General features: G+C 53.5%; 18 protein-coding genes and 1 pseudogene. 5 read left to right on the forward strand and 14 right to left on the reverse strand.

Translation table 11 applies throughout. The features are described 5' to 3' along the window. Window positions 1–18 precede the first annotated feature (18 nt). From E6C51_RS01025 to E6C51_RS01070, 10 genes and pseudogenes are all read right to left on the reverse strand, one after another. Window positions 19–792, reverse strand: coding sequence for a potassium channel family protein (locus E6C51_RS01025; RefSeq protein ID WP_407920759.1), 774 nt, complete (start codon window positions 790–792; stop codon window positions 19–21). Further along, window positions 779–1,027: a DUF2442 domain-containing protein gene (locus E6C51_RS01030; protein WP_190234736.1), complete on the reverse strand. Its 249-nt coding sequence runs from the start codon at window positions 1,025–1,027 to the stop codon at window positions 779–781. The genes E6C51_RS01025 and E6C51_RS01030 overlap by 14 nt, the downstream gene beginning before the upstream one ends. After that, complete coding sequence (locus E6C51_RS01035; RefSeq protein WP_190234737.1) at window positions 1,008–1,253, reverse strand: DUF4160 domain-containing protein; 246 nt, start codon at window positions 1,251–1,253, stop codon at window positions 1,008–1,010. The genes E6C51_RS01030 and E6C51_RS01035 overlap by 20 nt, the downstream gene beginning before the upstream one ends. A 77-nt stretch (window positions 1,254–1,330) precedes the next feature. Further along, the gene (gene ade / locus E6C51_RS01040; protein WP_190234738.1) at window positions 1,331–3,025 is read right to left on the reverse strand and encodes an adenine deaminase; all 1,695 of its coding nucleotides are present in this window, start codon (window positions 3,023–3,025) and stop codon (window positions 1,331–1,333) included. Between the two features lie 114 nt (window positions 3,026–3,139). Next, on the reverse strand, window positions 3,140–4,015 hold the full coding sequence (locus tag E6C51_RS01045; RefSeq protein ID WP_190234739.1) for an aldose 1-epimerase family protein: 876 nt from the start codon (window positions 4,013–4,015) through the stop codon (window positions 3,140–3,142). Between the two features lie 951 nt (window positions 4,016–4,966). After that, window positions 4,967–5,284 (reverse strand): ArsR/SmtB family transcription factor, encoded by a 318-nt coding sequence (locus E6C51_RS01050; RefSeq protein WP_146933181.1) that lies wholly within the window; start codon window positions 5,282–5,284, stop codon window positions 4,967–4,969. Between the two features lie 372 nt (window positions 5,285–5,656). After that, window positions 5,657–6,139: pseudogene (locus E6C51_RS01055) on the reverse strand (HugZ family pyridoxamine 5'-phosphate oxidase); the annotation flags it as partial. Window positions 6,140–6,429: 290 nt separating this feature from the next. Beyond that, window positions 6,430–7,479 (reverse strand): choline ABC transporter ATP-binding protein, encoded by a 1,050-nt coding sequence (gene choV / locus E6C51_RS01060; protein ID WP_146933185.1) that lies wholly within the window; start codon window positions 7,477–7,479, stop codon window positions 6,430–6,432. Continuing rightward, window positions 7,476–8,321 (reverse strand): choline ABC transporter permease subunit, encoded by an 846-nt coding sequence (gene choW, locus E6C51_RS01065; protein WP_146933187.1) that lies wholly within the window; start codon window positions 8,319–8,321, stop codon window positions 7,476–7,478. The genes choV and choW overlap by 4 nt, the downstream gene beginning before the upstream one ends. 80 nt (window positions 8,322–8,401) lie before the next feature. After that, window positions 8,402–9,370, reverse strand: a complete 969-nt coding sequence (locus tag E6C51_RS01070) for a choline ABC transporter substrate-binding protein (RefSeq protein ID WP_146933189.1) — start codon at window positions 9,368–9,370, stop codon at window positions 8,402–8,404. 301 nt (window positions 9,371–9,671) lie between these two features. Here E6C51_RS01070 and E6C51_RS01075 point away from each other — a divergent pair, with 301 nt between their 5' ends. Beyond that, window positions 9,672–10,253, forward strand: a complete 582-nt coding sequence (locus E6C51_RS01075) for a thymidine kinase (protein WP_190235065.1) — start codon at window positions 9,672–9,674, stop codon at window positions 10,251–10,253. Between the two features lie 128 nt (window positions 10,254–10,381). Then, a complete protein-coding gene (locus E6C51_RS01080) occupies window positions 10,382–11,491 on the forward strand; it encodes a DUF2333 family protein (RefSeq protein WP_146933191.1) in 1,110 nt (369 codons plus the stop codon). Between the two features lie 172 nt (window positions 11,492–11,663). Here E6C51_RS01080 and E6C51_RS01085 read toward each other — a convergent pair whose 3' ends face one another. Beyond that, complete coding sequence (locus E6C51_RS01085) at window positions 11,664–12,197, reverse strand: PAS domain-containing protein (protein WP_190234741.1); 534 nt, start codon at window positions 12,195–12,197, stop codon at window positions 11,664–11,666. A gap of 17 nt (window positions 12,198–12,214) precedes the next feature. Continuing rightward, a complete protein-coding gene (locus E6C51_RS01090) occupies window positions 12,215–12,892 on the reverse strand; it encodes a helix-turn-helix transcriptional regulator (RefSeq protein WP_230987011.1) in 678 nt (225 codons plus the stop codon). Window positions 12,893–13,453: 561 nt separating this feature from the next. On the opposite strand from E6C51_RS01090, the gene E6C51_RS01095 reads away from it, so the two are divergent. Beyond that, a complete protein-coding gene (locus E6C51_RS01095) occupies window positions 13,454–15,121 on the forward strand; it encodes a formate--tetrahydrofolate ligase (protein ID WP_190234742.1) in 1,668 nt (555 codons plus the stop codon). A gap of 58 nt (window positions 15,122–15,179) precedes the next feature. On the opposite strand, the gene E6C51_RS01100 is transcribed toward E6C51_RS01095, so the two are convergent. Next, complete coding sequence (locus E6C51_RS01100; protein WP_190234743.1) at window positions 15,180–16,100, reverse strand: extensin-like domain-containing protein; 921 nt, start codon at window positions 16,098–16,100, stop codon at window positions 15,180–15,182. Window positions 16,101–16,180: 80 nt separating this feature from the next. Further along, window positions 16,181–18,052: a methyl-accepting chemotaxis protein gene (locus E6C51_RS01105; RefSeq protein WP_190234744.1), complete on the reverse strand. Its 1,872-nt coding sequence runs from the start codon at window positions 18,050–18,052 to the stop codon at window positions 16,181–16,183. Between the two features lie 343 nt (window positions 18,053–18,395). On the opposite strand from E6C51_RS01105, the gene E6C51_RS01110 reads away from it, so the two are divergent. Further along, entirely contained in the window at window positions 18,396–20,585 is a 2,190-nt protein-coding gene (locus E6C51_RS01110; protein ID WP_190234745.1) for an anthranilate synthase, read from the forward strand. Continuing rightward, complete coding sequence (locus E6C51_RS01115; protein ID WP_330999735.1) at window positions 20,582–21,100, forward strand: GNAT family N-acetyltransferase; 519 nt, start codon at window positions 20,582–20,584, stop codon at window positions 21,098–21,100. The genes E6C51_RS01110 and E6C51_RS01115 overlap by 4 nt, the downstream gene beginning before the upstream one ends. The last annotated feature ends 61 nt before the right edge of the window (window positions 21,101–21,161 follow it).

A 21,161-nucleotide genomic window follows, 5' to 3' on the forward strand; every position in this document is an offset into this window, starting at 1 on the left:
CACTTTTCAGCCGATGCTTTAAATGCCTTCATCCGGGATGTTTAAAAGCCGCCCGCAGGCTTTGCAATGTACAGCATCCGTGTCATGGCGGTTCAGGCCGCAATCCGGGCAGGAATAGGTGACCTTGAAGGGCCGCACCACTGCCTGCGCCAGCCGCACAAACAGCGAAATTCCGATAATCATCGCCACGACAGAGGTCAGCTTGCCCAAAGGACCGGGCAGGGTGATGTCGCCAAAGCCTGTGGTGGTGACGGTCGCGACCGTGAAATACAGCGCATCGACAAAACCTTCGATGCCGGGCAGATGGTTGAAAAAGAACGTATAGACAAAGCCAGTCAGCATGAACAAAAAGACAAGCAGATTGATGGCCGCTTTGACGATATCCACCTTGTCCATCAGATGCAGGCGTTTCAACATCAAGGTAAAAATAGGTCTTTGCACCACGGCCCAGATGCGCATCACCCGCAAAAACGCGAAATTGAACAGCAAATCTGGAAACAGCAACGTTCCGAGTACAAAGATGTCGATCCAGGTCATGGGCCGCAGAATCCAGCGCCGTGTGCTGGATGAGGCCGAGAGCTGGGCAATCAGCTCCAGCGCCATCCAGGCGGCGATGCCATAGTCCATCACCAGATAGCTTGGCCTATCCCGCAGGTAAGGCCCAGCCAGAAAAAACAGGATGATGACGAGATCAATCACCATCAAGGCATATTGAAAGCGGATGGCTGAGGTGCTGTGGCCGAAATAAAGGCGGTTGAGCGTCAGGCGGATCGGTTTGCTATTCTGCGGCAAGCGGGGCTCTCGTCTGGTCACCGCGTCCGGCGATAAGGCCCGCCACAGAAATGTCTTCGTCCAAGTCTTCCCAGTGGATACCGTAGGGGCTTAACTCGAAATGGTTTCGTTGCTCGGGAGATGCAATCAATAATTTCGGGAACCAAGCCAGTGGAATGCCCAAAATCCGACCGTCACTCAAAGACACCCACATGCTGTCTTCATCAAATTTGACATCAGTTGCCGAAATGGTCACGCCAAGCCCTCTCGAAAGCTACGCGGTTGTCTATAACAATCTTGATAATAGCATGTAATTCCCTGCTGTTGAACCCGAAGCTGTCAGCCAATCCAATTGTCGGCTCCAGCCAAATTTTTGCTTCACCCTTGCTGCTGCGCACGTGCACGTGGATGGGCTCACGGGGATTGCCTTCATTGGAATAGAAAAAGAATTTGTATGGGCCGTGGCGTAGCAGGAGGGGCATTCTATTTCTTCTGCGTCAACATATGGCCCACCTATAGCTCTCGAATGGGTGCCTATACTAATCTGCGCTTATTAAATTCACCCGATCAGCATAAATTTATCCACATCCACCATGCCCTTATCTGAAATCTTCAAGTGTGGAATGACGGGCAGGGGAAGGAAGGCCACTTGCAGGAAGGGTTCTTGCAAGGTGGTGCCGAGGGCATAGGCGGCTTTGCGCAAATCATGCAGAGTGTCACGCACGCTTTCAAATGGCTCAAGGCTCATCAGGCCCGCAACCGGCAGCGGAATCTCGCCGGTCACCTTGCCGTCTTCCACCACCACAAAGCCGCCCTTGATTTCAGAGAGGCGGTTGGCGGCCAGCGCCATATCGTCTTCCGAGACGCCGACGACGCAAATGTTGTGGCTGTCATGGCCGACGGTAGAAGCAATGGCTCCTTTTTTCAGACCAAAGCCCTGTACAAAGCCATTGGCATGATTGCCATTTTTGCCATGCCGCTCAATGACGGCGACCTTGATGATGTCGCGGTCGAGATCAAGGCTGGTCTGATTGCCCGAAGAGGGCAATCGATAGCGGCGATGTTCGGTGATGATTTTACCGGGCAGAACGCCCATCACCGGCACTTCGCCTTCGCTGACCGGCACGGCAAAATCGGCGGCTTTGATGGTACGGGCCTTGACGCTATCGAGGCCGACAGGGCCAACTGTTTTTCGGGCGGCAAACAGGGCGTCGGTGACAAGGCGACCAGCGGCAAACACGCTCGACGCTTTGCAATTTTCCAGACTGTCCACCACCACCAGATCGGCGCGGTAGCCGGGAGCGACAAGGCCACGATCGCGCAGGCCAAAAGCACGGGCTGCCGAAATGGAGGCGGCGCGATAGATGGCCAGCGGCTCAACACCATGGGCAATCGCGGTGCGGATCATATAATCAAGATGGCCTTCCTCGGCGATGTCGAGCGGATTACGGTCATCGGTGCAAAGGGCGAGGTGAGGAGAGAGACGCTCGGTGATGATTGACATCAAGGCATGCAAATCCTTGGAGACCGAGCCTTCGCGCACCAGAATATGCATGCCCTTGCGAATTTTCTCCATCGCCTCTTCTGCTGTGGTGCACTCGTGCTCAGTGCGGATACCAGCCGCGAGATAGCCGTTGAGATCATTGCCGCGCAAAAGCGGGGCGTGGCCATCAATATGCCCGCCCTGAAAGGCTTCCAGCTTGGCCATGCAGATCGGGTCTTTATGGATCACGCCCGGAAAATTCATGAATTCTGCAAGGCCGATCACCTTGGGATGATCACGAAATGGCAAGAGCCGCTCAATGGGCAAATCAGCGCCGGAGGTTTCCAGATGGGTGGCGGGTACGCAGGACGAGAGCTGCACGCGGATATCCATGATGGTTTCCTGAGCGGAATCCAGAAAAAACTGGATCCCTTCGGTGCCCAGCACATTGGCGATTTCATGCGGATCGCAAATGACGGTGGTGACACCATAGGGCAGCACGCAGCGGTCAAACTCATGGGGCGTCACCAGTGAGCTTTCAATATGCAAATGCGTATCGATAAAGCCCGGCACGACAATTTTACCGGAAATATCAATCTCTTCGCGGCCCTGATAGTCGCCGCAAGTGCCCACAATTGTGTCACCGCAGATGGCAATGTCGCTGGCAATCAGCTCTCCGGTGACCAGATCAAAGAAGCGTCCGCCCTTCAGCACAATATCAGCAGGTTCGCGGCCAACGCCTTGATCGATGCGGCTTTCCAATGTGCTCATGATGGTTGCTCCAGTTTAAAAATATTTTGATCTGGCCAGTTTCCGTCGACGGGAATTGGCGCAATGGCACGGGCCGTAAAGTCTATGGCGTCACAAGTCTATCTTGCGATGCTTCTATTTCTGATTTTTCACCGTGACGGAAAATCCGTAGTCAGCCATTTTTCCGGCTGGCAGAAGTGCGGTATAGGGGCGATCCTTCAGCTCTGAGCCTTTGCCGTGCTGGGCGGCCATGCCGTGCCATGGTTCGATGCAAATGAAGGGTGCGCCGGGTTTTTGCCACAGCGCCAGATTGGGCAGGTTTTCAAAGGTAAAGTGTAAAGACGGCCCACCTTCCGCTTCATAGGTCAGGCCCGTGCCTGCGCCTTGCGGAAAAATCATGGCGTCTTCCACATATTGGCTGGCATCCAGTGTCAGGTGTCCGGCACGGAAAGGTGAGGGCTGTGTTGCCTGATCCAGCAGGCCGCCGCTGAGGCGCAGCAATTCAGGTTCTGCGCCATTGTCGAGCATAATGTGATGGGCTTTGCCTTCTGCACCCGGAAAGGGCCAGAGAAAGGCCGGATGAAAGCCAATGCCGTAGGGCATGGCATCGTCACTGGTATTGGTGACGCGGGCCGTGACGCTCAGCGTGTTTTGCGCGAGTTGGTACGTGAGGGATAAAGAAAAATCAAAGGGATAGACGGATTTTGTCTCATCGTTTGAGGTCAGCGTAAAACAACAGCTTTGCGCACTTGCGGCCGTCAGCGCAAATTCTCTGCGTCTGGCAAGACCGTGTTGCGCCATTGGGTAGGGTTTGCCGTCAATCAGGACGGTGTCGTCTGGTGCTTTTCCAACGATTGGAAACAAAATAGGAGAGCGCCCGTTCCAAAAGGCGGCGTCGCCATTCCACAAAAAACAACGACCATCCTTGGTAGCAAGCGATTGCAATTCGGCACCCAATGATGAAATTTCGATGGTCAATTGCTCGTTTTCTAAGCGGGTGAGGCTTGGCATCGAATCTCCTTCACGTGCATCTTGAGCGCATGTTATTGCATAATTCTCTAAACCGGAATCGGTTTAAAGATAAAATTATGCAACAAAAATAAAGAGCTATAGCGAAGGCCTGTTCGTCATATATGGGGCAAGGCGCTGTCGCGTATAATTGTGTAACCAGAATGCAAATTGAGAACGAAATTCTCAAGCCAGTTTACGGCGCAATCTTCTTTTTTGAAGTGGTGCTGTGTCTCTTTAGATTCGCTGCGTAATTCCTTAAATCGATTCCGATTTAAGGAATTACGCCGTAGGGTGGATTGAGTAAGGCTGGCGCAAGCAGGCCCTGATTGTATTACGCCATGATCACATAGGGTAATCGAAAGGCAGTTCGATTACCCCCCCATATCCTTGAGCCCGATCGGCTCCGCCAACATTGTGCTCAATGCAGGCTGCACTGCGCACAAGACAGTGCATCAAGGATGGATCTATGCATGACCATGATAGCAGGCCGTGAGCTCTAACAGGCTCTGGCCTGCTGGCATGGACACTGTCCATGTCAAATTATGCGGCAGATATAAAGAGTTTCAGCGAATCTTTGGGTGCCATATTTGGCCAGAGGCGCTTTAAAGCGCGGCACGCAAAATCTGTAGGTTCGCATCGGGTTTTACTGCGCCTCTCACCATATATGGCGCACTAAGGCTGAAAGTAACACCTCTAGAGCAAATACGAAAAGACAACAAAGCGGATTTGACTGGGTTTAACCCCGTCTTCGGCTTTACTGCATAATTCCTTAAATCGGAATCGATTTAAGGTGAAAATTATGCAGCAGCTTAAAAGTGTTACAGCGTCCTTTGTGCGCCATAAATGGCGCACGGCGCTGTAGGGTGCTTGGCGTTTTGCCAGTGAAATGACGGCGTAGTTGTTGAAACCACGCCGTCATTTCATGGTATGCAGCTATGACAGCGATATCATTTACGCGGCATTGCGTGTGGCTTCCTGGCCGCAAAAAATGTCCTCAAGTGTTCCGAGAACCTTCATCACAGCTTCAGACGTGCTTGAGTAATAGATTGTCTGTGCGTCGCGGCGTGTCTTTACAAGCTTCTGGGCACGGAGCTTGGAAAGGTGCTGTGACAATGCGGATTGGCTCAATCCAACCTGCGAGGCAAGTACGCCGACTGGCACCTCACCCTGAACCAGACTGCATAGAATCATCAGTCTCTTTGGATTTGCCATTGCGGTCAAAAGGCCGGCTGCGGCATTGGAGTGATCACTCAACTCGTTGGCTTTCATCTCTCAGTCTCTCTTTTTAATCGAATGAACCTGCTATCAGGTTCTTTTGCGACCCCGTAAAAAACCCTACTTCTAAACTCTAGCAACATAAGGAAATTTGTATATTCCTAAATTTAAGGTATCGACTACCCTTTATTAGCGCCTCTCGAACATGTGATCCATACTCCAGATTTTTTCGGTCTGTCATGCAAAAAAGCAAGGTATTCACCCAAAAAAAGTCGTTTCTGGCATGATCGGGAACAAATCTAACTCTTAATCGGTTCGGTAAGAGTGAAAGTTTGTCGAGAATTTGGGTAATTTTGTGAAGGGAATACCCTAAATTTAGTATGGTTCGCGGGCCTAGTTTTCGCATTGCGCGGAGGAGGGGGAGCGCAAAAGGTCATCCTTCGTCAGTAAAAATGCTTTTCCGAATCCCCCGTTCAAGCTTGCACTCTGGGGTGTGAGTCGAAAAAACAGGAAATCAGGAAAATCGATGTAGAGTTTCGCCTTCGGGTGGAGGGTCAAAAATGCGCTGCGTATCGTGGCATGGTCTTGGCTATCACGCGCAATTTTTTCACCGATGCACTGCATTGTTACCCGCGGATGCGCCAAGGGATCGCCTTTGCCGGGCTCTCCAACCAGCAGTGATGCCCGCGGATCAGCCAGCAGCGCTTTGGTGTGGGTTGCAAGTTGCGAGACAAGAAGCGAAAGCGTGCCATCTGGCATGGCCGCCATCAGCACGCGACTGACGAAGGGCGCGCCCGTATCCGGCTCCAACACTGCGAGTGCGACATGTTTGGCTTTGTGCAGCAGATCTTGCACCAGTTGCCTTGCTTCATCTGTTGTGGGGCGAATTGGAGAAGGTTTTTCCGACATGGCTGATCTCGAGGGCTGCTGTTATAGAAATGCGACCAGCTACTGCATCATTCCTTAAATCCGAGTGGATTTCAGGTGAAAATTATGCAGCAGATTACTGCATCATTCCTTAAATCGGAATCGATTTAAGGAGAAAATTATGCAGCAGATTAAAAGTGTTACAGCACCGTGCGCCATGTACGGCGCACGGTGCTGTAAAGTGTGACAACGCCGCGCACCAGATATGGCGCACGGCGTTGTAAGGAAGCAAGAACGGGGATCGAGAAAAGCAACAATAAAAGTGTTGCGCTTTATGTCTGCCGGTGGCGTGTCAACGCGCTGACCACATCCTGGGCGCTGATCGCACCGATGACGGACCCGTTTTCCACCACGCCCACCACACCGGGCTGTGACGTCATCGCGTCCAGAACATCGATCAAAGGCGTATCGGGTGCCGTTGTGGCTGACACGCCAAGGGCCGTACCGCTGCTGTTATGGGTGCCTCTTTGCATGACGTCTTTCGCCGTCAGCATGGCAATCGGGTTCATGTTGCGCACGAAATCGGCTACATATTGGTCGGCCGGATTTTGAACGATCTCCTGTGGCGTGCCACACTGAATGATCCGGCCGCTTTCCATGATGACAATGCGGTTGCCGATGCGGAAGGCTTCGTCCAGATCGTGGCTGACGAACAGGATGGTTTTTTTCAAGCGCCGCTGAAACTCCAGCAACTCGTCTTGCAGACGGGTGCGGATCAGCGGATCAAGGGCCGAAAACGGCTCATCCATCAGCAGGATAGGCGCGCCAGTGGCGAAGGCGCGGGCAAGGCCCACGCGCTGCTGCATGCCGCCAGACAGCTCATCCACCTTGCGATCGGCCCATTGCGAAAGATTGACCAGTTCAAGCTGTTCGCCAACAATTTTCGAGCGCTCACGCTCACCGACGCCGGCGAGTTCAAGGCCAAACCCGACATTATCGGCCACAGTGCGCCACGGCAGAAGTCCAAATTGCTGAAACACCATGGAAACGCTGTGCATGCGCAAATCGCGCAGCGTTTTGGCGCTGGCGGTGTAAGGGTCGACAAAGCCATTACGGGATTTGACAGACACCGTGCCGCGCACCACGGGAGCCAAGCCATTGACCGCCCGCAGCAGCGTGGATTTGCCCGAACCGGACAGGCCCATCAACACCAGGATTTCGCCTTCTTTCATCGTCAGGGATGCCCCGGCAACGCCAAGGATCAGGCCGGTTTCCTTATTGATCTGATCGCGGGTCAGGCCCTTGTCCACCAGAGGCAAGGCCTTTTCCGGTCGATCACCAAAGACAATGTCAACATTGCCAAAAATCACTGCATCGCTCATTTGTCATCTCCCGCAGCGGAAATCCGGAACATGCGATCCAGAATAATGGCCAGAATGACGATACACAGTCCTGCCTCAAACCCCTTGGCGATATTGACGGTGTTGAGCGCACGTACCACCGGCACGCCAAGGCCCGCGGCTCCCACAAGGGCTGCAATCACCACCATGGACAGCGACAGCATGATCGTCTGGGTCAGACCCGCCATGATTTGCGGCAAAGCGTAGGGCAGCTCCACTTTGCGCAAGACCTGTGAGGGCGTTGCGCCAAACGCGACAGCCGCTTCAACCAGCGAGGATGGCGTGGAGACAATGCCAAGCCGTGTCAGACGGATGGGCGATGGCACGGCAAAAATCACGGTCGCGATCAGGCCGGGCACCATGCCAAGACCAAACAGGATCAAGGCGGGAATGAGGTAAACAAAGGTTGGAATGGTTTGCATCAGATCGAGCACTGGACGCATGAGCGCATAAATCCAGCTGCGGCGGGCCGCCAGAACACCCAAGGGCACCCCGACGATCATGCACACGGCAGTGGAGGCAAGCACAAGGGCCAATGTCTCGGTGGTTTCTTTAAAATAGCCTTGGTTGATAATGAACAGCAGGCCAAGAAAAGTGAAGAGAGCAACGGTGAGGGAGCGGCGCAAGAGCCATGCAATGATGCTGATCACCAAAGCGACAATCAAAGGGTTTGGATATTGAAGGAGAAACAGCACACCATCAATGCTGCTGGATATCATATGAGAGAGCCAGTCGAAAAACCAGCTGCCATTTGCCGTTAGCCAGTCCACAAAAACTTTGGCTGTGGGCCCAACGGGAATCTTGAAATCAGTAAGCCAATCCACTGAAACGCGTCCTTTAAAAAGAGGTGTGAGGAGCGGTATCGGGGCGACTGGGTCGCCCCGAGGCGATCATTCAGTGAGACTTAGAGCCCCAACCCCTTTTTAACGGCGGCCAGACCATCCTTGCCGTCCTTGGTGGTCACGCCAGCCAGCCAAGGTTCGACCACAGCGGGATGTGCCTTCAGCCATGCCTTGGCAGCCTTTGAGGGGTCTTCACCATCATCGAGAATTTTGCCCATGATGGCATTTTCCATATCCAGCGAGAACGACATGTTTTTCAAAAGCTTGCCGATGTTTGGGCAATCGGTCGTGTAGCCGCCGCGCACAACGGTATACACGGTTGCACCACCGTAATTGGGGCCAAACACAGTATCGTCACCACCAGCCAGATAGGTGATCTCGTGAGCAACGTTCATAGGATGCGGCGCCCATGCGAGGAAAATGATCGGCTTCTTTTCCTTGTCGGCGCGGGTCACCTGGCTCAACATGCCTTGCTCAGAGGATTCGACCACATCAAAGCCCTTGAGGCCAAAGGTATCGGCCTTGATCAGGGAGGTGATCATCTCGTTGCCTTCATTGCCGGGCTCGATACCATAGATCTTGCCATCCAGATCGGCCTTGTGGGCGGCGATGTCCTTGAAATCCTTAATGCCAAGCTTGGCACCGGCAGCATTGGTGGCAAGCGTGTATTTTGCGCCTTCAAGATTGGCTCTTACACTTTCAATCGACTTATCATCGATATAAGGCTGAATTGCACCTTTTTGAGCGGGCATCCAATTACCAAGGAAAACGTCGATCTCCTTGTTTTTCATGGAAGAATAGGTGACCGGGACGCCAACTGTCTTGACGTCAGCCTTATAGCCCAGCGCTTCAAGAACGGCAATAAACGAAGCATTGGTGGAGGCGAGATCGGTCCAGCCGACATCGGAAATGCGGACGGTGCCACAGCTCGCTGCATCTGCGGCCAAGGCCGTCTGACCAAAGGCGGTCAGACAGCCCGTCAAAGCGAGGGCGATCTTAACGGACATCTTAGCAGACTTGGAAATTTGCATATTATCTTCCCTTTTTTATGTTCCCGGCATTATGAATACATAAACCGATGAGGCAAGCCTTCGTGTTCACGCCGGAGGATAGGGGCCATTTGCGACATTTTGACATATTTTATGTCGACCAATGGTCCATCCGGGATGTAGGGCGGACAGAATTTCTTTCTAGCCCTTTCTATCTGCTGACGAATTTCGCCTTAAACTGGTGTCGGTTCAAGCAATCACGCAGCAGCGACTTGACGCGAAAAACTGTGGTTATCGCAATGGCCGACTTTTCATGGGCCGTGCATCCGGGCAAAAGGTGGCCATGGCCAAGCTCTATTTTAACTACGCCGCTATGAACGCGGGCAAATCCACCATGCTGCTGCAAGCCTCCTATAATTATCAGGAGCGTGGCATGCGAACTGTCATTTTGGTGGCAGCGCTGGATGATCGCGCAGGCCGTGGCAAAGTGGCGTCTCGCATCGGGCTTTCCAGTGATGCCCATACATTTGAGGCGGACACCAATCTGTTCGAAACCGTCAAGGCCATGCATGAGCAGGAGGCGATTGCCTGTGTGTTTGTGGATGAGGCCAATTTTTTGTCGGCCCCGCATGTCTGGCAATTGGCGCGCATTGCAGACCGGCTGCATATTCCGGTGATGACTTATGGATTGCGCACGGATTTTCAGGGCAATCTTTTTCCGGCATCGGAATTGCTGCTCGGCATTGCCGATGAATTACGCGAGATCCGTACCATTTGCCACTGCGGCCGCAAGGCGACGATGAATGCCCGCTTTGACGCCAACGGCGAGGTGATCCGTGAAGGCGCGCAGATTGATGTTGGCGGCAACGAAAAATACGAGTCTTTTTGCCGGCTGCATTGGGATGAGCTTTTTAACGGCCTGTAAGTTTTCAGGGACCATACCGTCACAAGTTTACGCGAGCGTTTCACAAAATTTCACCCATCAGGCTGGTGCTTGTTGTTATCACGCGCGCGTGAGCCTATCTGTTGAATGGACAACAGGAGGCAAGACGGATGCTGGATGCGGTGAAGCGAACATTTATGGGCTTGTGGTCTGCGCTACGTCGAAGTGCAGGGCTTCTCTACATCGCGGTATCATGGCCTTTTCGGGCGCGCCATTCGGCAACAGGCAAGCGTGGCCTGATCTTTCGCGCGACAGTCGCTTTGCTGGTGCTGGTGTTGATTGCCGCCTATGGCCAATTCTTATGGCGCACGCAGGTCTGGAACGGCTTTAATCCCGAATTTGCCAAGGCATACGGCTTTGCCGATCGAAAGGTTGCAGCCGGCCAGTCTTTGCCCGACAAGCCGGGAGCCTGCCAAAATTCTGGTATCGTGACCACGGTTGCCGATTTGACCGATAGCAATGTCAACCAGAATGACTGGGTGTCCTCGACTTTGCTTTACAAGCTTGGTCTGTTTGGTCTCGATTGGGATGATACACCGTTTTTTGACAACAAGGCGTCTTTCCAGCGCGGTGTGAATCAGGTGGCCAGGCGCGTGGCCATTGAACTTGCTGATAATATGGGCCGCGTGCGCGGCACATCCGGCATCAATGCCGACTTGCAGGATGCGCGGGGCAATATTCAGTTCGATGAGAGCACCTGGTACTTTGGCCTTAGCCCTTTTGGGTTTAAAACCCCGTCGCCGGGCTATTACCGTTCCGCGATCAAAAGCTGGCGCAAATTCAATTCTGACCTGGAAACCTGTAAGGCGGTGTTTGATGCACGCGCCGACAATCTGGTTCAATTGCTGGATCGCTCCGCCAATGATCTGGGCAACACATCGGATATTTTGCGCCGTCGCTCGGAAGAGCACAGTGCGGGCTGGTTTGATATGCGCGCCGATGACCGCTTCTGGTTTGCTTACGGTCAGCTTTATGCGCAATATGCCATTTTTCAGGCTGCCAGAGCCGATTTTTCAGATGTGATCCGCGAGCGTAATCTCACGGCAATCTGGACCGAAATGGAAAAACAAATGGCCGCAGCCCTGCGCATTCAGCCATGGATTATCTCCAACGGCAGCGAAGATGGTATTTTCATGCCCAATCACCTGTCGACAATGGGGTTCTACATTTTGCGGGTGCGCGCCAATATGGTTGAATTGCGCGGTGTGTTGGAGAGATAAAAGCTGATCGCAAGGGAGATTATGCAGCAGATTTAAAGTGTTACAGCGACGTGCGCCATATTTGGCGCACGTCGCTGCATTGACTGCGGCAGGCTTAGAGATCAGCAAAAATTGCTTCCGTTACCTGTTCGTCAGGCCGCTCGAAACGGTGCACATCGGCAGTTTCGAGAGATCATTCTTTGGACTGTGATCCATCTGGGGACTGTGATGGAGCTGGAGATGATGCGTGGTCTGGTTTTATCAAAAATGCCGCTGAAGGAACGTGCTGAAACAACTCATGTGTCATTCCTCGGACTTCAGGGATGCCGGTGGCATTGATGTTGTGATAACCAACACTGCGAACCCATTTCACGGATTTGCTTTTGGTAATCACCCGGTAGATACAGTGATAGGTCTGTCTGGTTTCCATGCTAACCTGAAACGTGTCCAACACCATGGTATGGTCGTCAGGATGGATCACTCGCAACATGGACGCAAAATTAATGGGCCCTTCATGGGGCGTCATCTCAAAAAGTTTGAACATGTGTTCTGTGAAGTAGAACAATCCGTCATCAAGGGCGACGCGCCAAAAGCCACAGGTGAGAAAAGCTTCTAATAGCGTCGTGACATCATTTTCATTCATGCCGATGGCATGTAAATCCTGTATCGGTTGTGCGACGGATTCGTCAAAGCGCCAAGCCAAACCTATGTCTCCTGTCACAGCCATCACCGAAGCAATCCAGATTATTGGATCAATTTCAGCCTTATTGCTTTCGCTACCAATTGTGTACGATTCACGCAATCCAGCTTTTTCATGGCGGTGTTCATGTAGGCATTAATTGTGTGGTCGGAGAGGGTCAGAATACTGCCAATCTCGACGGAGGTTTTTCCCTGCGCAGTCCAGCGCAAAACTTCCAGTTCCCTTGCCGATAGTGCGTTGATGGTGCTCATTTCGGCGCGCAACAGGCTATTGTATCGGTCAAACAACTCCATGGCGATCATATTGAGTTCATTCAGTTCGCCGCGGGATATGGGTGGCCTGTCTCCCTCGAAACGCATGTAATATTTGCGGTGGTCTTGCGCGTTGAAAACGAAGAAAACACCAACAATCAAGCCAAAGCGCAACATCAGATCGCGGGTCAGGGGCAACCATTCCAGGTCATCGCCGTCATGCGAACTTGCCATCAAATCCCATGTATGCGGACGGATCGAGTCTGCGAATTTGGTGATCATCGGGCAGTGTCGAACCATCTGATGCCGATCGTATTCCTGAATGAATTCGATTGGCAACGTGGATTCCAGCACGAGCGGGGCCGCATGCACATCAGCAGGTGTTGGTGCCACAAAAAGAGTGCCGTGCGACAGGCCGAAGGCGTTCACGATATTCTTTATAACTGCCAGGCATTGGCTGCGGTGGGTCACAGCAGAAATCTCGGTACTTAACAGTGCTTGTCGGGGGGCAGCTATCATTGATGCGCAACTGACTTTATGAGTTAAAAAATAACAATACCAAACATGAGCCCCCCTTGGAAGCAATCACACGGGGTAAATCATTTTTTGGTGTACTTATTTAGTTAATGATGAGATGTCGACATAAAACTGAAATCAATCACATAGGCAAGCATTTTGCGGTTTTTCAAACAAACGAGCCAAAGACGGCTGTTTTTGAAAGCGCGTTTTATACATCTCGCTTTCTTATCAAATGACATAGCCAGATAAAATAAGACTTTTTGTTAATACCCCACATTTTCAAGGGTGCATTATGTGGGGTCGTTTATCCGTTCATGCTCACAGCTTTTGGGCTTGAAACCTTGTGTTCTGGCAGTTTTTCTCTCGATAGATGGTTGTTGAAGGGGTGCGCGTCTATTATAGCGCCGAGCGTGCTTTATGATGCGTGAGGGGTCGCTTGAACCGTCTGGCAGGAGATGACGGTTTGCGTATCGTTCTCGGTGGTGGCAATGGCAAACAAAAGGTAGAATGCGGATGTCAGATATTGAAATCGCCAGAGCGGCCAGCAAGTTGCCGATCCAGGAAATTGGCACAAAGCTTGGTATCGGTTATGAAGACCTCGTTCCCTATGGTCACGACAAAGCAAAGATCAGCGCCTCTTTTCTTGCTTCACTCAAAGACCGGCCCGATGGTCGTTTGATTTTGGTCACGGCCATCAATCCAACGCCAGCGGGCGAGGGCAAGACCACAACCACAGTGGGTCTGGTTGATGGCCTCAACCGCATTGGCCGACGCGCCCTTGTGTGCGTGCGCGAGCCATCGCTGGGGCCATGCTTTGGCATCAAGGGCGGGGCGGCAGGCGGTGGCCACGCGCAAGTTGTGCCAATGGAAGATATTAATTTGCATTTCACCGGCGATTTCCACGCCATCACCTCAGCGCACAATCTGCTGGCCGCGATGATTGATAATCATATCTATTGGGGCAATGACGAGGATATTGATACACGCCGTGTGACATGGCGGCGTGTGGTGGATATGAATGACCGCGCCTTGCGACAGGTGGTGGGTGCGCTCGGCGGTGCGCGCAACGGTTTTCCGCGCGAAACCGGTTTTGATATTACTGTCGCCTCCGAAGTCATGGCCATCTTGTGTCTGGCCAGCGACCCGGCGGATCTTGAACTGCGCCTCGGCGGCATCGTTGTTGGCTATCGTCGCGATAAAAGTCCGGTGTTTGCTCGCGATATCAAGGCCGATGGTGCCATGGCCGTGCTTTTGAAAGATGCGATGCAGCCAAATTTGGTGCAGACGCTGGAGAACAATCCGGCCTTGGTGCATGGCGGGCCTTTTGCCAATATTGCCCATGGCTGCAACTCGGTTGTTGCCACCAAGGCGGCCTTGAAGCTGTCCGATTATGTGGTGACAGAAGCGGGCTTTGGTGCCGATCTTGGCGCTGAAAAGTTCTTCAATATCAAATGTCGCAAAGCGGGTCTGAAACCCGCAGCGGCTGTGGTTGTTGCCACCGTGCGGGCGCTGAAAATGAACGGCGGTGTGGCCAAGAGTGATCTTGGGCAGGAGGATGTGGCCGCTGTGGTAAGGGGAGCCGTCAATCTGGGTCGCCATGTCGAGAATATTCGCAAGTTTGGTGTGCCGGTGATTGTGGCCATCAATCATTTCACCAGTGATACGGCGCAAGAGGTTGCTGCTGTGCAGGCCTTTGCCAAAGAGCTGGGTGTCGAGGCCATCCTGTGCCGTCACTGGGCCGAAGGTGGCGCCGGCATTGAGGAGCTGGCGCAGAAAGTGGCAACCCTTGCCGACAGTGGCGTGGCTGATTTCCAACCGCTCTATCCTGATGACATGCCGTTGCTGGAGAAGATCGAGGCGGTGGCCAAGGGCATTTATCGCGCATCATCTGTCACGGTGGATCGTCTTGCTGGCGAGCAATTGGCGCAATTTGAGGCCATGGGCTATGGCGCTTTGCCGGTTTGCATTGCCAAAACGCAATATTCTTTCTCCACCGATCCCACTTTGCTCGGTGCGCCTGAAAATCATACGGTGCATGTGCGCGAGGTGCGCCTTTCGGCCGGTGCCGGTTTTGTTGTGGCTGTGACCGGAGATATCATGACCATGCCCGGGCTGCCGCGCGCGCCTGCGGCTGAAAGCATTCGGCTTCGCCAGGATGGCATGATTGAAGGGCTGTTTTAAGCCCTCTGTGTTGATTGAAAAGGCATGAGCGAGATGGGCGGCAGGTATGCCGCTTATTTCACTCCTTTGGATCCCGGCAATAACGGGCATCATTGTTGCGCCTGATCAGGTCCAGATGCATGTGATCCATGTGGGTCTCGTCGCTGCCGGGGGCCAGAACGGTGGTGAAATACAGGCAGGCTGAGGCATTGAGCGTGCGCTGAAAGGCACCACTCATGGTCGGATTTTTCTCTTCGGCAATGGTCATATCCACTGTGCCTTTTTCAAAGCCTAGCGAGGCAATATCAATGGCGTTGCCGCGCGCATGTTCAGAAATCTTGCCCGTGGTTTTGCTGTTGCGTTTACGGCATATATAGCTCGATGCCTGATTGACCGAGGTGAGCTTGCCTTTGTCCTGCAGGGCCTGTTCTGCGGCGGGAAGCACCGACGTTTGCACCCATTTGGACAGTTCAAGCGCCGCCTCACATCTCAATGTGGCTTTGGGAGACAGTGCGACACCGGGCAAGATACTGCTGACTTCCACCGGCTTATCGATGCCACAGCCATCACCATCGTCAATTCGGGGCTTTTCAACAAAGGTCACGCCCGCCGCCGTCAGATCCTTGAGGCATTGGCTATAGGCGGCAGGATCTTCCGTCATGATGGGTGGTGGCGGCGCTTCGGCTGGCTCTGATGGTGTCTGTTCCGGTTGCTTGCCATTGACAGGGCTTTCGGCTGGTGACGGCAAGGGGGTGGGAGCGACGGGCGGAATGGGTGGCTGCTCGGACGAAGGGGTGGTCTTGCTTTGCTCAGGGCCATTGGGGGCCGTCGAAGGCTTCTCAGGCTTCTCAGGCTTGTCAGGCTTGTCGTTGGCTTGCGTTGCTGCACCACCACTCTTGTTTTCTTCGGGACGCTGATCAGGTACGGGGCCTGTTGGCGGCAATGCGGCCCCCGTCAACAGGAAAACGCTCAAAGCCATCGTCGTGATTGTGCGGTTCATACGCCCAGTTCCATTGTCTACAATGGGTCTGTAACGCACGACCTACCAATTGGTTGCCTTTCGGGCGAGATGTTTTGATCTCACGCCGCATTCGCGCTGGTGTGGGCCGGGCTTCCGTGCAGGGACCGCGTCTTATCAGCGTCTTCCGGTCTGTCGCGGACGCGCGAGCGACGGTTGAACACGAATTGCCCCACCAGACGCACCAGTTCAGAGGTCTCTGATGCCAGAGAGTGGGTGGCCGCTGAGGTCTCTTCAACCATGGCTGCGTTTTGCTGGGTCAACTGGTCCATCTGGTTGACGGCAATGTTGATTTCACTGAGGCCCGAGGCTTGCTCCTGTGCGGATTGAGCAATGGATTCAATATCATCAGCAATGCCGGAAATATTGTATTCAATCTGCGCAAGTGCCTCGCCTGTGTTGTTGACCAGATCGACGCCGACAGAGACTTCAGCCCCGGACTGGGCGATCAATGTGCTGATTTCCTTGGCAGCCGCAGCAGAGCGTTGCGCCAGATCGCGCACTTCCTGGGCGACAACTGCAAAGCCTTTGCCTGCCTCGCCTGCGCGTGCCGCTTCGACCCCGGCGTTGAGCGCCAGCAAATTGGTTTGAAAGGCAATCTGGTCAATAACATTGGTAATATTGCCAATGCGGCTTGAGGCTTCTTCAATCCGATGCATGGCATCCACCGCGCTTTTGACCACCGTTGCCGATTTTTCGACATTGGCTTTTGCGGTCCGTGCCTTGTCGCGGGTCTGGCTGGTGCGGGTCGCCGCTGTGGAGACATTGCTGGTGACCTGTTGCAGGGCAGCGGCGGTTTGCTCAAGCGTGGCGGCTTGCTGTTCGGTTCGTTTGGCAAGGTTGTCCGAGGATTCTTTCAGGTTGTCAGAATTGCCTTGAATCTCTCGCGCCTTTTCCAGAACTTTGCTCATGGTTTCCTGAAACACCGCAAGAGACTTGTTGAAATCATGGCGCAGGACTTCGAATTCGGGAGAAAATGGCTGGTCCAATGTCATGCGGATGTTGAATTTTGACAACCGGTCGAGACCTGCACCAAGCTCGGAAATAACCTTTTGCAGATTGTGTGCTTCCTGTTCCTGCGCTTGCAGCCTTGCCGTGCGTTCAGCGTCAATCTGAAGCTGCTGTTTTCGCGCGTCTTCCTCCATGGTGCGCTTGTCACGTCCGGCCTGACGGAAAACGGCCACGGCAGATGCCATGTCGCCAATTTCGTCTTTACGGTTCAGATAGGGAACACCAGTTTCAAGATCGCCTGCGGCGAGGTTGCGCATGTAGTCGCCGAATTTTGTCAGAGGCACGATTGCCCGCAAGCGGAAAACATAGAGACCCGCTGCAAGCAAAGCGAAGGCCAGGGCGGATATGACCCCAATGAAAATGGTCAGCATCTTGACGTTTCGGCGCGCCTCTTCCTCTCGTGCAACAGAGAGTTTGTCGATCAACGGCAGAAGCGTTGCGATGGCCGCGCGTTCATTTTCAAAATGGGTGCCCAGCTTTTTCAGGCTTTTGGACAACATGATCTTGTTGCCAGCTTTAAGGGCAGGCAGGTAGCCGTCATTGATTTCCTGCCAGAAAGCATCAGAGGCTGGTTTGACCTTGGTGTTGAGTTGATCGAGAATCGGTTGCGGCAGGGCGGAGTTGGACCAACGTTTCATCGCCGCCCCATATTGCTGCCGGAGCTTCAAAATTCGCCCAATGCTTTTGCCGGTGTCCAATCCTCCTGCCAAGGTCTCATTGGCAACCAGATAAGGCTCCATCACAAAAAGCGGTGGCGGCATAATGTCGGCTCTGAACGCATCGCTGATGGTCAGATCTCGATATTCTGGCCCATTGATACGCAAGCGCTCAAAAGTATAGAGAAAGCCCCCTAACGCAACGCCAAATCCGATGGCGACGAGCAGGCCAAACACAATCAGGCTTCGGGAGATGTTCAGGCTCATATATCTCTCCAGTCAGTATTTCAATTTTTCTCTATCTGAAATTGCTTACGTAAATGCTAAAATTGAAACATCTAATTTTTACATCCCTCAGATTTCATCTCTGGCGGGTGCGCGTTACGCCTCTTGTCTTGTTAAATGCGCTCTTGCACATTGGTTCTGCTCAGGCTATGAATTTGCCATGAAGATCGCTTTGTCCATGAATGCTTGGTGGTGGGTTCGCTAAACGCGGCCTTGACCTGTCATGTCTAAAGACGATTGACCACAAAGCCGCCCGGAAATCCTGAGGCGGCTTTTTTGTGTTCAAGCCCCTCAAGCCGGGTCTTGATTGAGGAGAGACTGCAAGATGGTAAGCGTTGTTCAAAATGACGAGGGTGAAACCTACCAGACCCGCGGCGGTATTCGGGTAACACGGCAGCGCCGCGCCACCCCTTACGCTGATGCGGTGTCGAGCTATGTTGACAAGCTCGATGAGCGCCGAGGTGCTGTGTTTTCCTCCAATTATGAATATCCCGGCCGCTATACCCGCTGGGATACTGCCATTGTTGATCCGCCTTTGGGCGTTTCCTGCCGGGGCCGCACCGTCTGGATCGAGGCTTATAATGGCCGTGGCGAAGTGCTTTTGTCTTTCATCGCTGCCAAGCTTGCGACCATTGCTGATCTCACTTTGGGTGCCTCCACCGCAACGCGGCTGGATCTGACTGTCAACCAGCCCGATCGGGCCTTTACCGAGGAAGAGCGCTCCAAGGCTCCCACGGTCTTTACCGTTTTGCGCGCCATTACCGATCTGTTTTATTCGACGGTGGATAGCAGCATTGGCCTGTTCGGGGCATTTGGCTATGACCTGACCTTCCAGTTTGATGCCATCGACATGAAACTGGAACGCCCAGCGGATCAGCGCGATATGGTGCTGTTTTTGCCCGATGAAATTCTGGTGGTGGATCACTATTCGGCCAAGGCATGGATTGACCGCTACGATTTCGAGAAAGACGGCCTGACCACGGAAGGCAAGGCGCAGGACATCGCACCGGAGCCTTTCGAGAAAACCGATCGTATTCCGCCGCGCTGTGACCACAACCCCGGCGAATATGCGCAATTGGTGGTGAAAGCCAAGGAAAGCTTCCGCAAGGGCGACCTGTTTGAAGTGGTGCCGGGCCAGAAATTCATGGAGCGCTGCGACAGCAAGCCTTCCGAAATTTCCAAGCGGCTGAAACAGATCAACCCGTCGCCCTATTCTTTCTTCATCAATCTCGGCCATCAGGAATATCTGGTCGGGGCCTCGCCAGAAATGTTCGTGCGCGTCAATGGGCGGCGCATTGAAACCTGCCCGATTTCCGGCACCATCAAGCGCGGCGATGACCCGATTGCCGATAGTGAACAGATTCTCAAGCTGCTCAATTCCAAAAAGGAAGAATCTGAGCTGACCATGTGCTCGGATGTGGACCGCAATGACAAATCCCGCGTCTGCGAGCCGGGCTCGGTCAAGGTCATTGGCCGTCGTCAGATTGAGATGTATTCGCGCCTGATCCACACCGTGGACCATATTGAAGGCCGTTTGCGCGACGATATGGACGCCTTTGACGGCTTCCTCAGCCATGCGTGGGCTGTGACAGTGACGGGTGCGCCAAAGCTGTGGGCCATGCGCTTTATTGAAAACCATGAAAAGAGCGCGCGCGCCTGGTATGGTGGAGCCGTGGGCATGGTTGGCTTCAATGGTGATATGAACACGGGGCTGACGCTGCGCACCGTGCGCATCAAGGATGGAATTGCTGAGGTGCGGGCAGGGGCGACGTTGCTCAATGACAGCGTGCCCGAAGATGAAGAAGCGGAAACCGAATTGAAGGCATCGGCGATGATTTCTGCGATTTTGGATGCAAAGACCGGCCACAACGCCAAAGCCAAGCGCGATGTGGCAAGCGTCGGGCAGGGGGTGAAAATCCTGCTGGTCGATCACGAAGACAGCTTTGTGCACACGCTGGCCAATTATTTCCGCCAGACGGGTGCCACTGTCAGCACCGTGCGCTCGCCGGTGGCCGATGAAGTGTTTGACCGCATGAACCCGGATCTGGTGGTGCTGTCACCCGGTCCCGGCTCGCCATCGGATTTCGATTGCAAGGCCACCATCAAGAAAGCGCGAGACCGCAATCTGCCGATCTTCGGCGTTTGCCTTGGCCTGCAAGCCTTGGCGGAAGCCTATGGCGGCCAGCTTCGCCAATTGGCGGTGCCGATGCATGGCAAGCCATCGCGCATTCGCGTGCTGGAAGCAGGCACCGTGTTCGCGGGTCTCAACAAGGAAGTGACCGTGGGCCGCTACCACTCGATCTTTGCCGATCCCGCAACTTTGAACCGTGATTTCATCATCACCGCTGAGAGCGAAGATGGCACCATCATGGGCATTGAGCACACAAAAGAGCCGGTGGCCGCCGTGCAATTCCACCCGGAATCGATCATGACACTCGGCGGTGATGCCGGTATGCGGATGATTGAAAACGTGGTGGAAAAGCTGGCAAAGCGGGCAAAGGTGAAGGCGGCGTGAGCGAGATCACCATTGAGCCCATGCGGCCTGAATATATCGAGAGCTTCTGGGAAGCTCTCGATCGTGTGTCGCGTGAGCGTCGGTATTTGAGCTTTTTGGAAGCGCCGCCGCTTGAGCGGTTGCGGACGTTTGTGCTCGATATGATTGAGAATGGCAGCCAATTCGTTGCCCTGGATGGTGGCAAAGTTGTTGGTTGGTGTGATATTCGCAGATTTGATCGCGAGACAAGTTCCCACCGTGCCGTGTTGGGCATGGGCATTATTGATGGGTATCGCGAACAGGGATTAGGATTGCGCTTGATCACAACCACACTGGATGCGGCGCGCAACATGGGGCTGCATCGGGTTGAGCTGGATGTTCATGCGGATAATACCCGCGCGGCTCGTCTTTATGAGAAGGTTGGCTTTGAGCGTGAAGGCGTGGCGCGGGATGCCGTGCTGATTGACGGGCATTACATCGACCTGATCAAGATGGCGATTATATTTCCGACATCACATCGAAATTCAGTAAATTAGTAAAATCTACCATTCATTAACAACGCTTGGGATTATGTGTCGCTTTGGTTTGACACGTTAG

The organism is Gillisella terrae (assembly GCF_004801395.1).
In the GTDB taxonomy this organism is placed as follows: domain Bacteria; phylum Pseudomonadota; class Alphaproteobacteria; order Rhizobiales; family Rhizobiaceae; genus Allorhizobium; species Allorhizobium terrae.

Bases quoted from the DNA above. Each gene is read 5' to 3' on its own strand.
- E6C51_RS01100 (WP_190234743.1), bottom strand. From the start codon at position 16,100: ATGAACCGCACAATCACGACGATGGCTTTGAGCGTTTTCCTGTTGACG.
- E6C51_RS01105 (WP_190234744.1), bottom strand. From the start codon at position 18,052: ATGAGCCTGAACATCTCCCGAAGCCTGATTGTGTTTGGCCTGCTCGTC.
- ade (WP_190234738.1), bottom strand. From the start codon at position 3,025: ATGAGCACATTGGAAAGCCGCATCGATCAAGGCGTTGGCCGCGAACCT.
- E6C51_RS01085 (WP_190234741.1), bottom strand. From the start codon at position 12,197: ATGGCTGTGACAGGAGACATAGGTTTGGCTTGGCGCTTTGACGAATCC.
- choV (WP_146933185.1), bottom strand. From the start codon at position 7,479: ATGAGCGATGCAGTGATTTTTGGCAATGTTGACATTGTCTTTGGTGAT.
- E6C51_RS01070 (WP_146933189.1), bottom strand. From the start codon at position 9,370: ATGCAAATTTCCAAGTCTGCTAAGATGTCCGTTAAGATCGCCCTCGCT.
- E6C51_RS01080 (WP_146933191.1), top strand. From the start codon at position 10,382: ATGCTGGATGCGGTGAAGCGAACATTTATGGGCTTGTGGTCTGCGCTA.
- E6C51_RS01045 (WP_190234739.1), bottom strand. From the start codon at position 4,015: ATGCCAAGCCTCACCCGCTTAGAAAACGAGCAATTGACCATCGAAATT.
- E6C51_RS01035 (WP_190234737.1), bottom strand. From the start codon at position 1,253: ATGCCCCTCCTGCTACGCCACGGCCCATACAAATTCTTTTTCTATTCC.
- E6C51_RS01110 (WP_190234745.1), top strand. From the start codon at position 18,396: ATGGTAAGCGTTGTTCAAAATGACGAGGGTGAAACCTACCAGACCCGC.
- E6C51_RS01095 (WP_190234742.1), top strand. From the start codon at position 13,454: ATGTCAGATATTGAAATCGCCAGAGCGGCCAGCAAGTTGCCGATCCAG.
- E6C51_RS01075 (WP_190235065.1), top strand. From the start codon at position 9,672: ATGGCCAAGCTCTATTTTAACTACGCCGCTATGAACGCGGGCAAATCC.
- E6C51_RS01050 (WP_146933181.1), bottom strand. From the start codon at position 5,284: ATGAAAGCCAACGAGTTGAGTGATCACTCCAATGCCGCAGCCGGCCTT.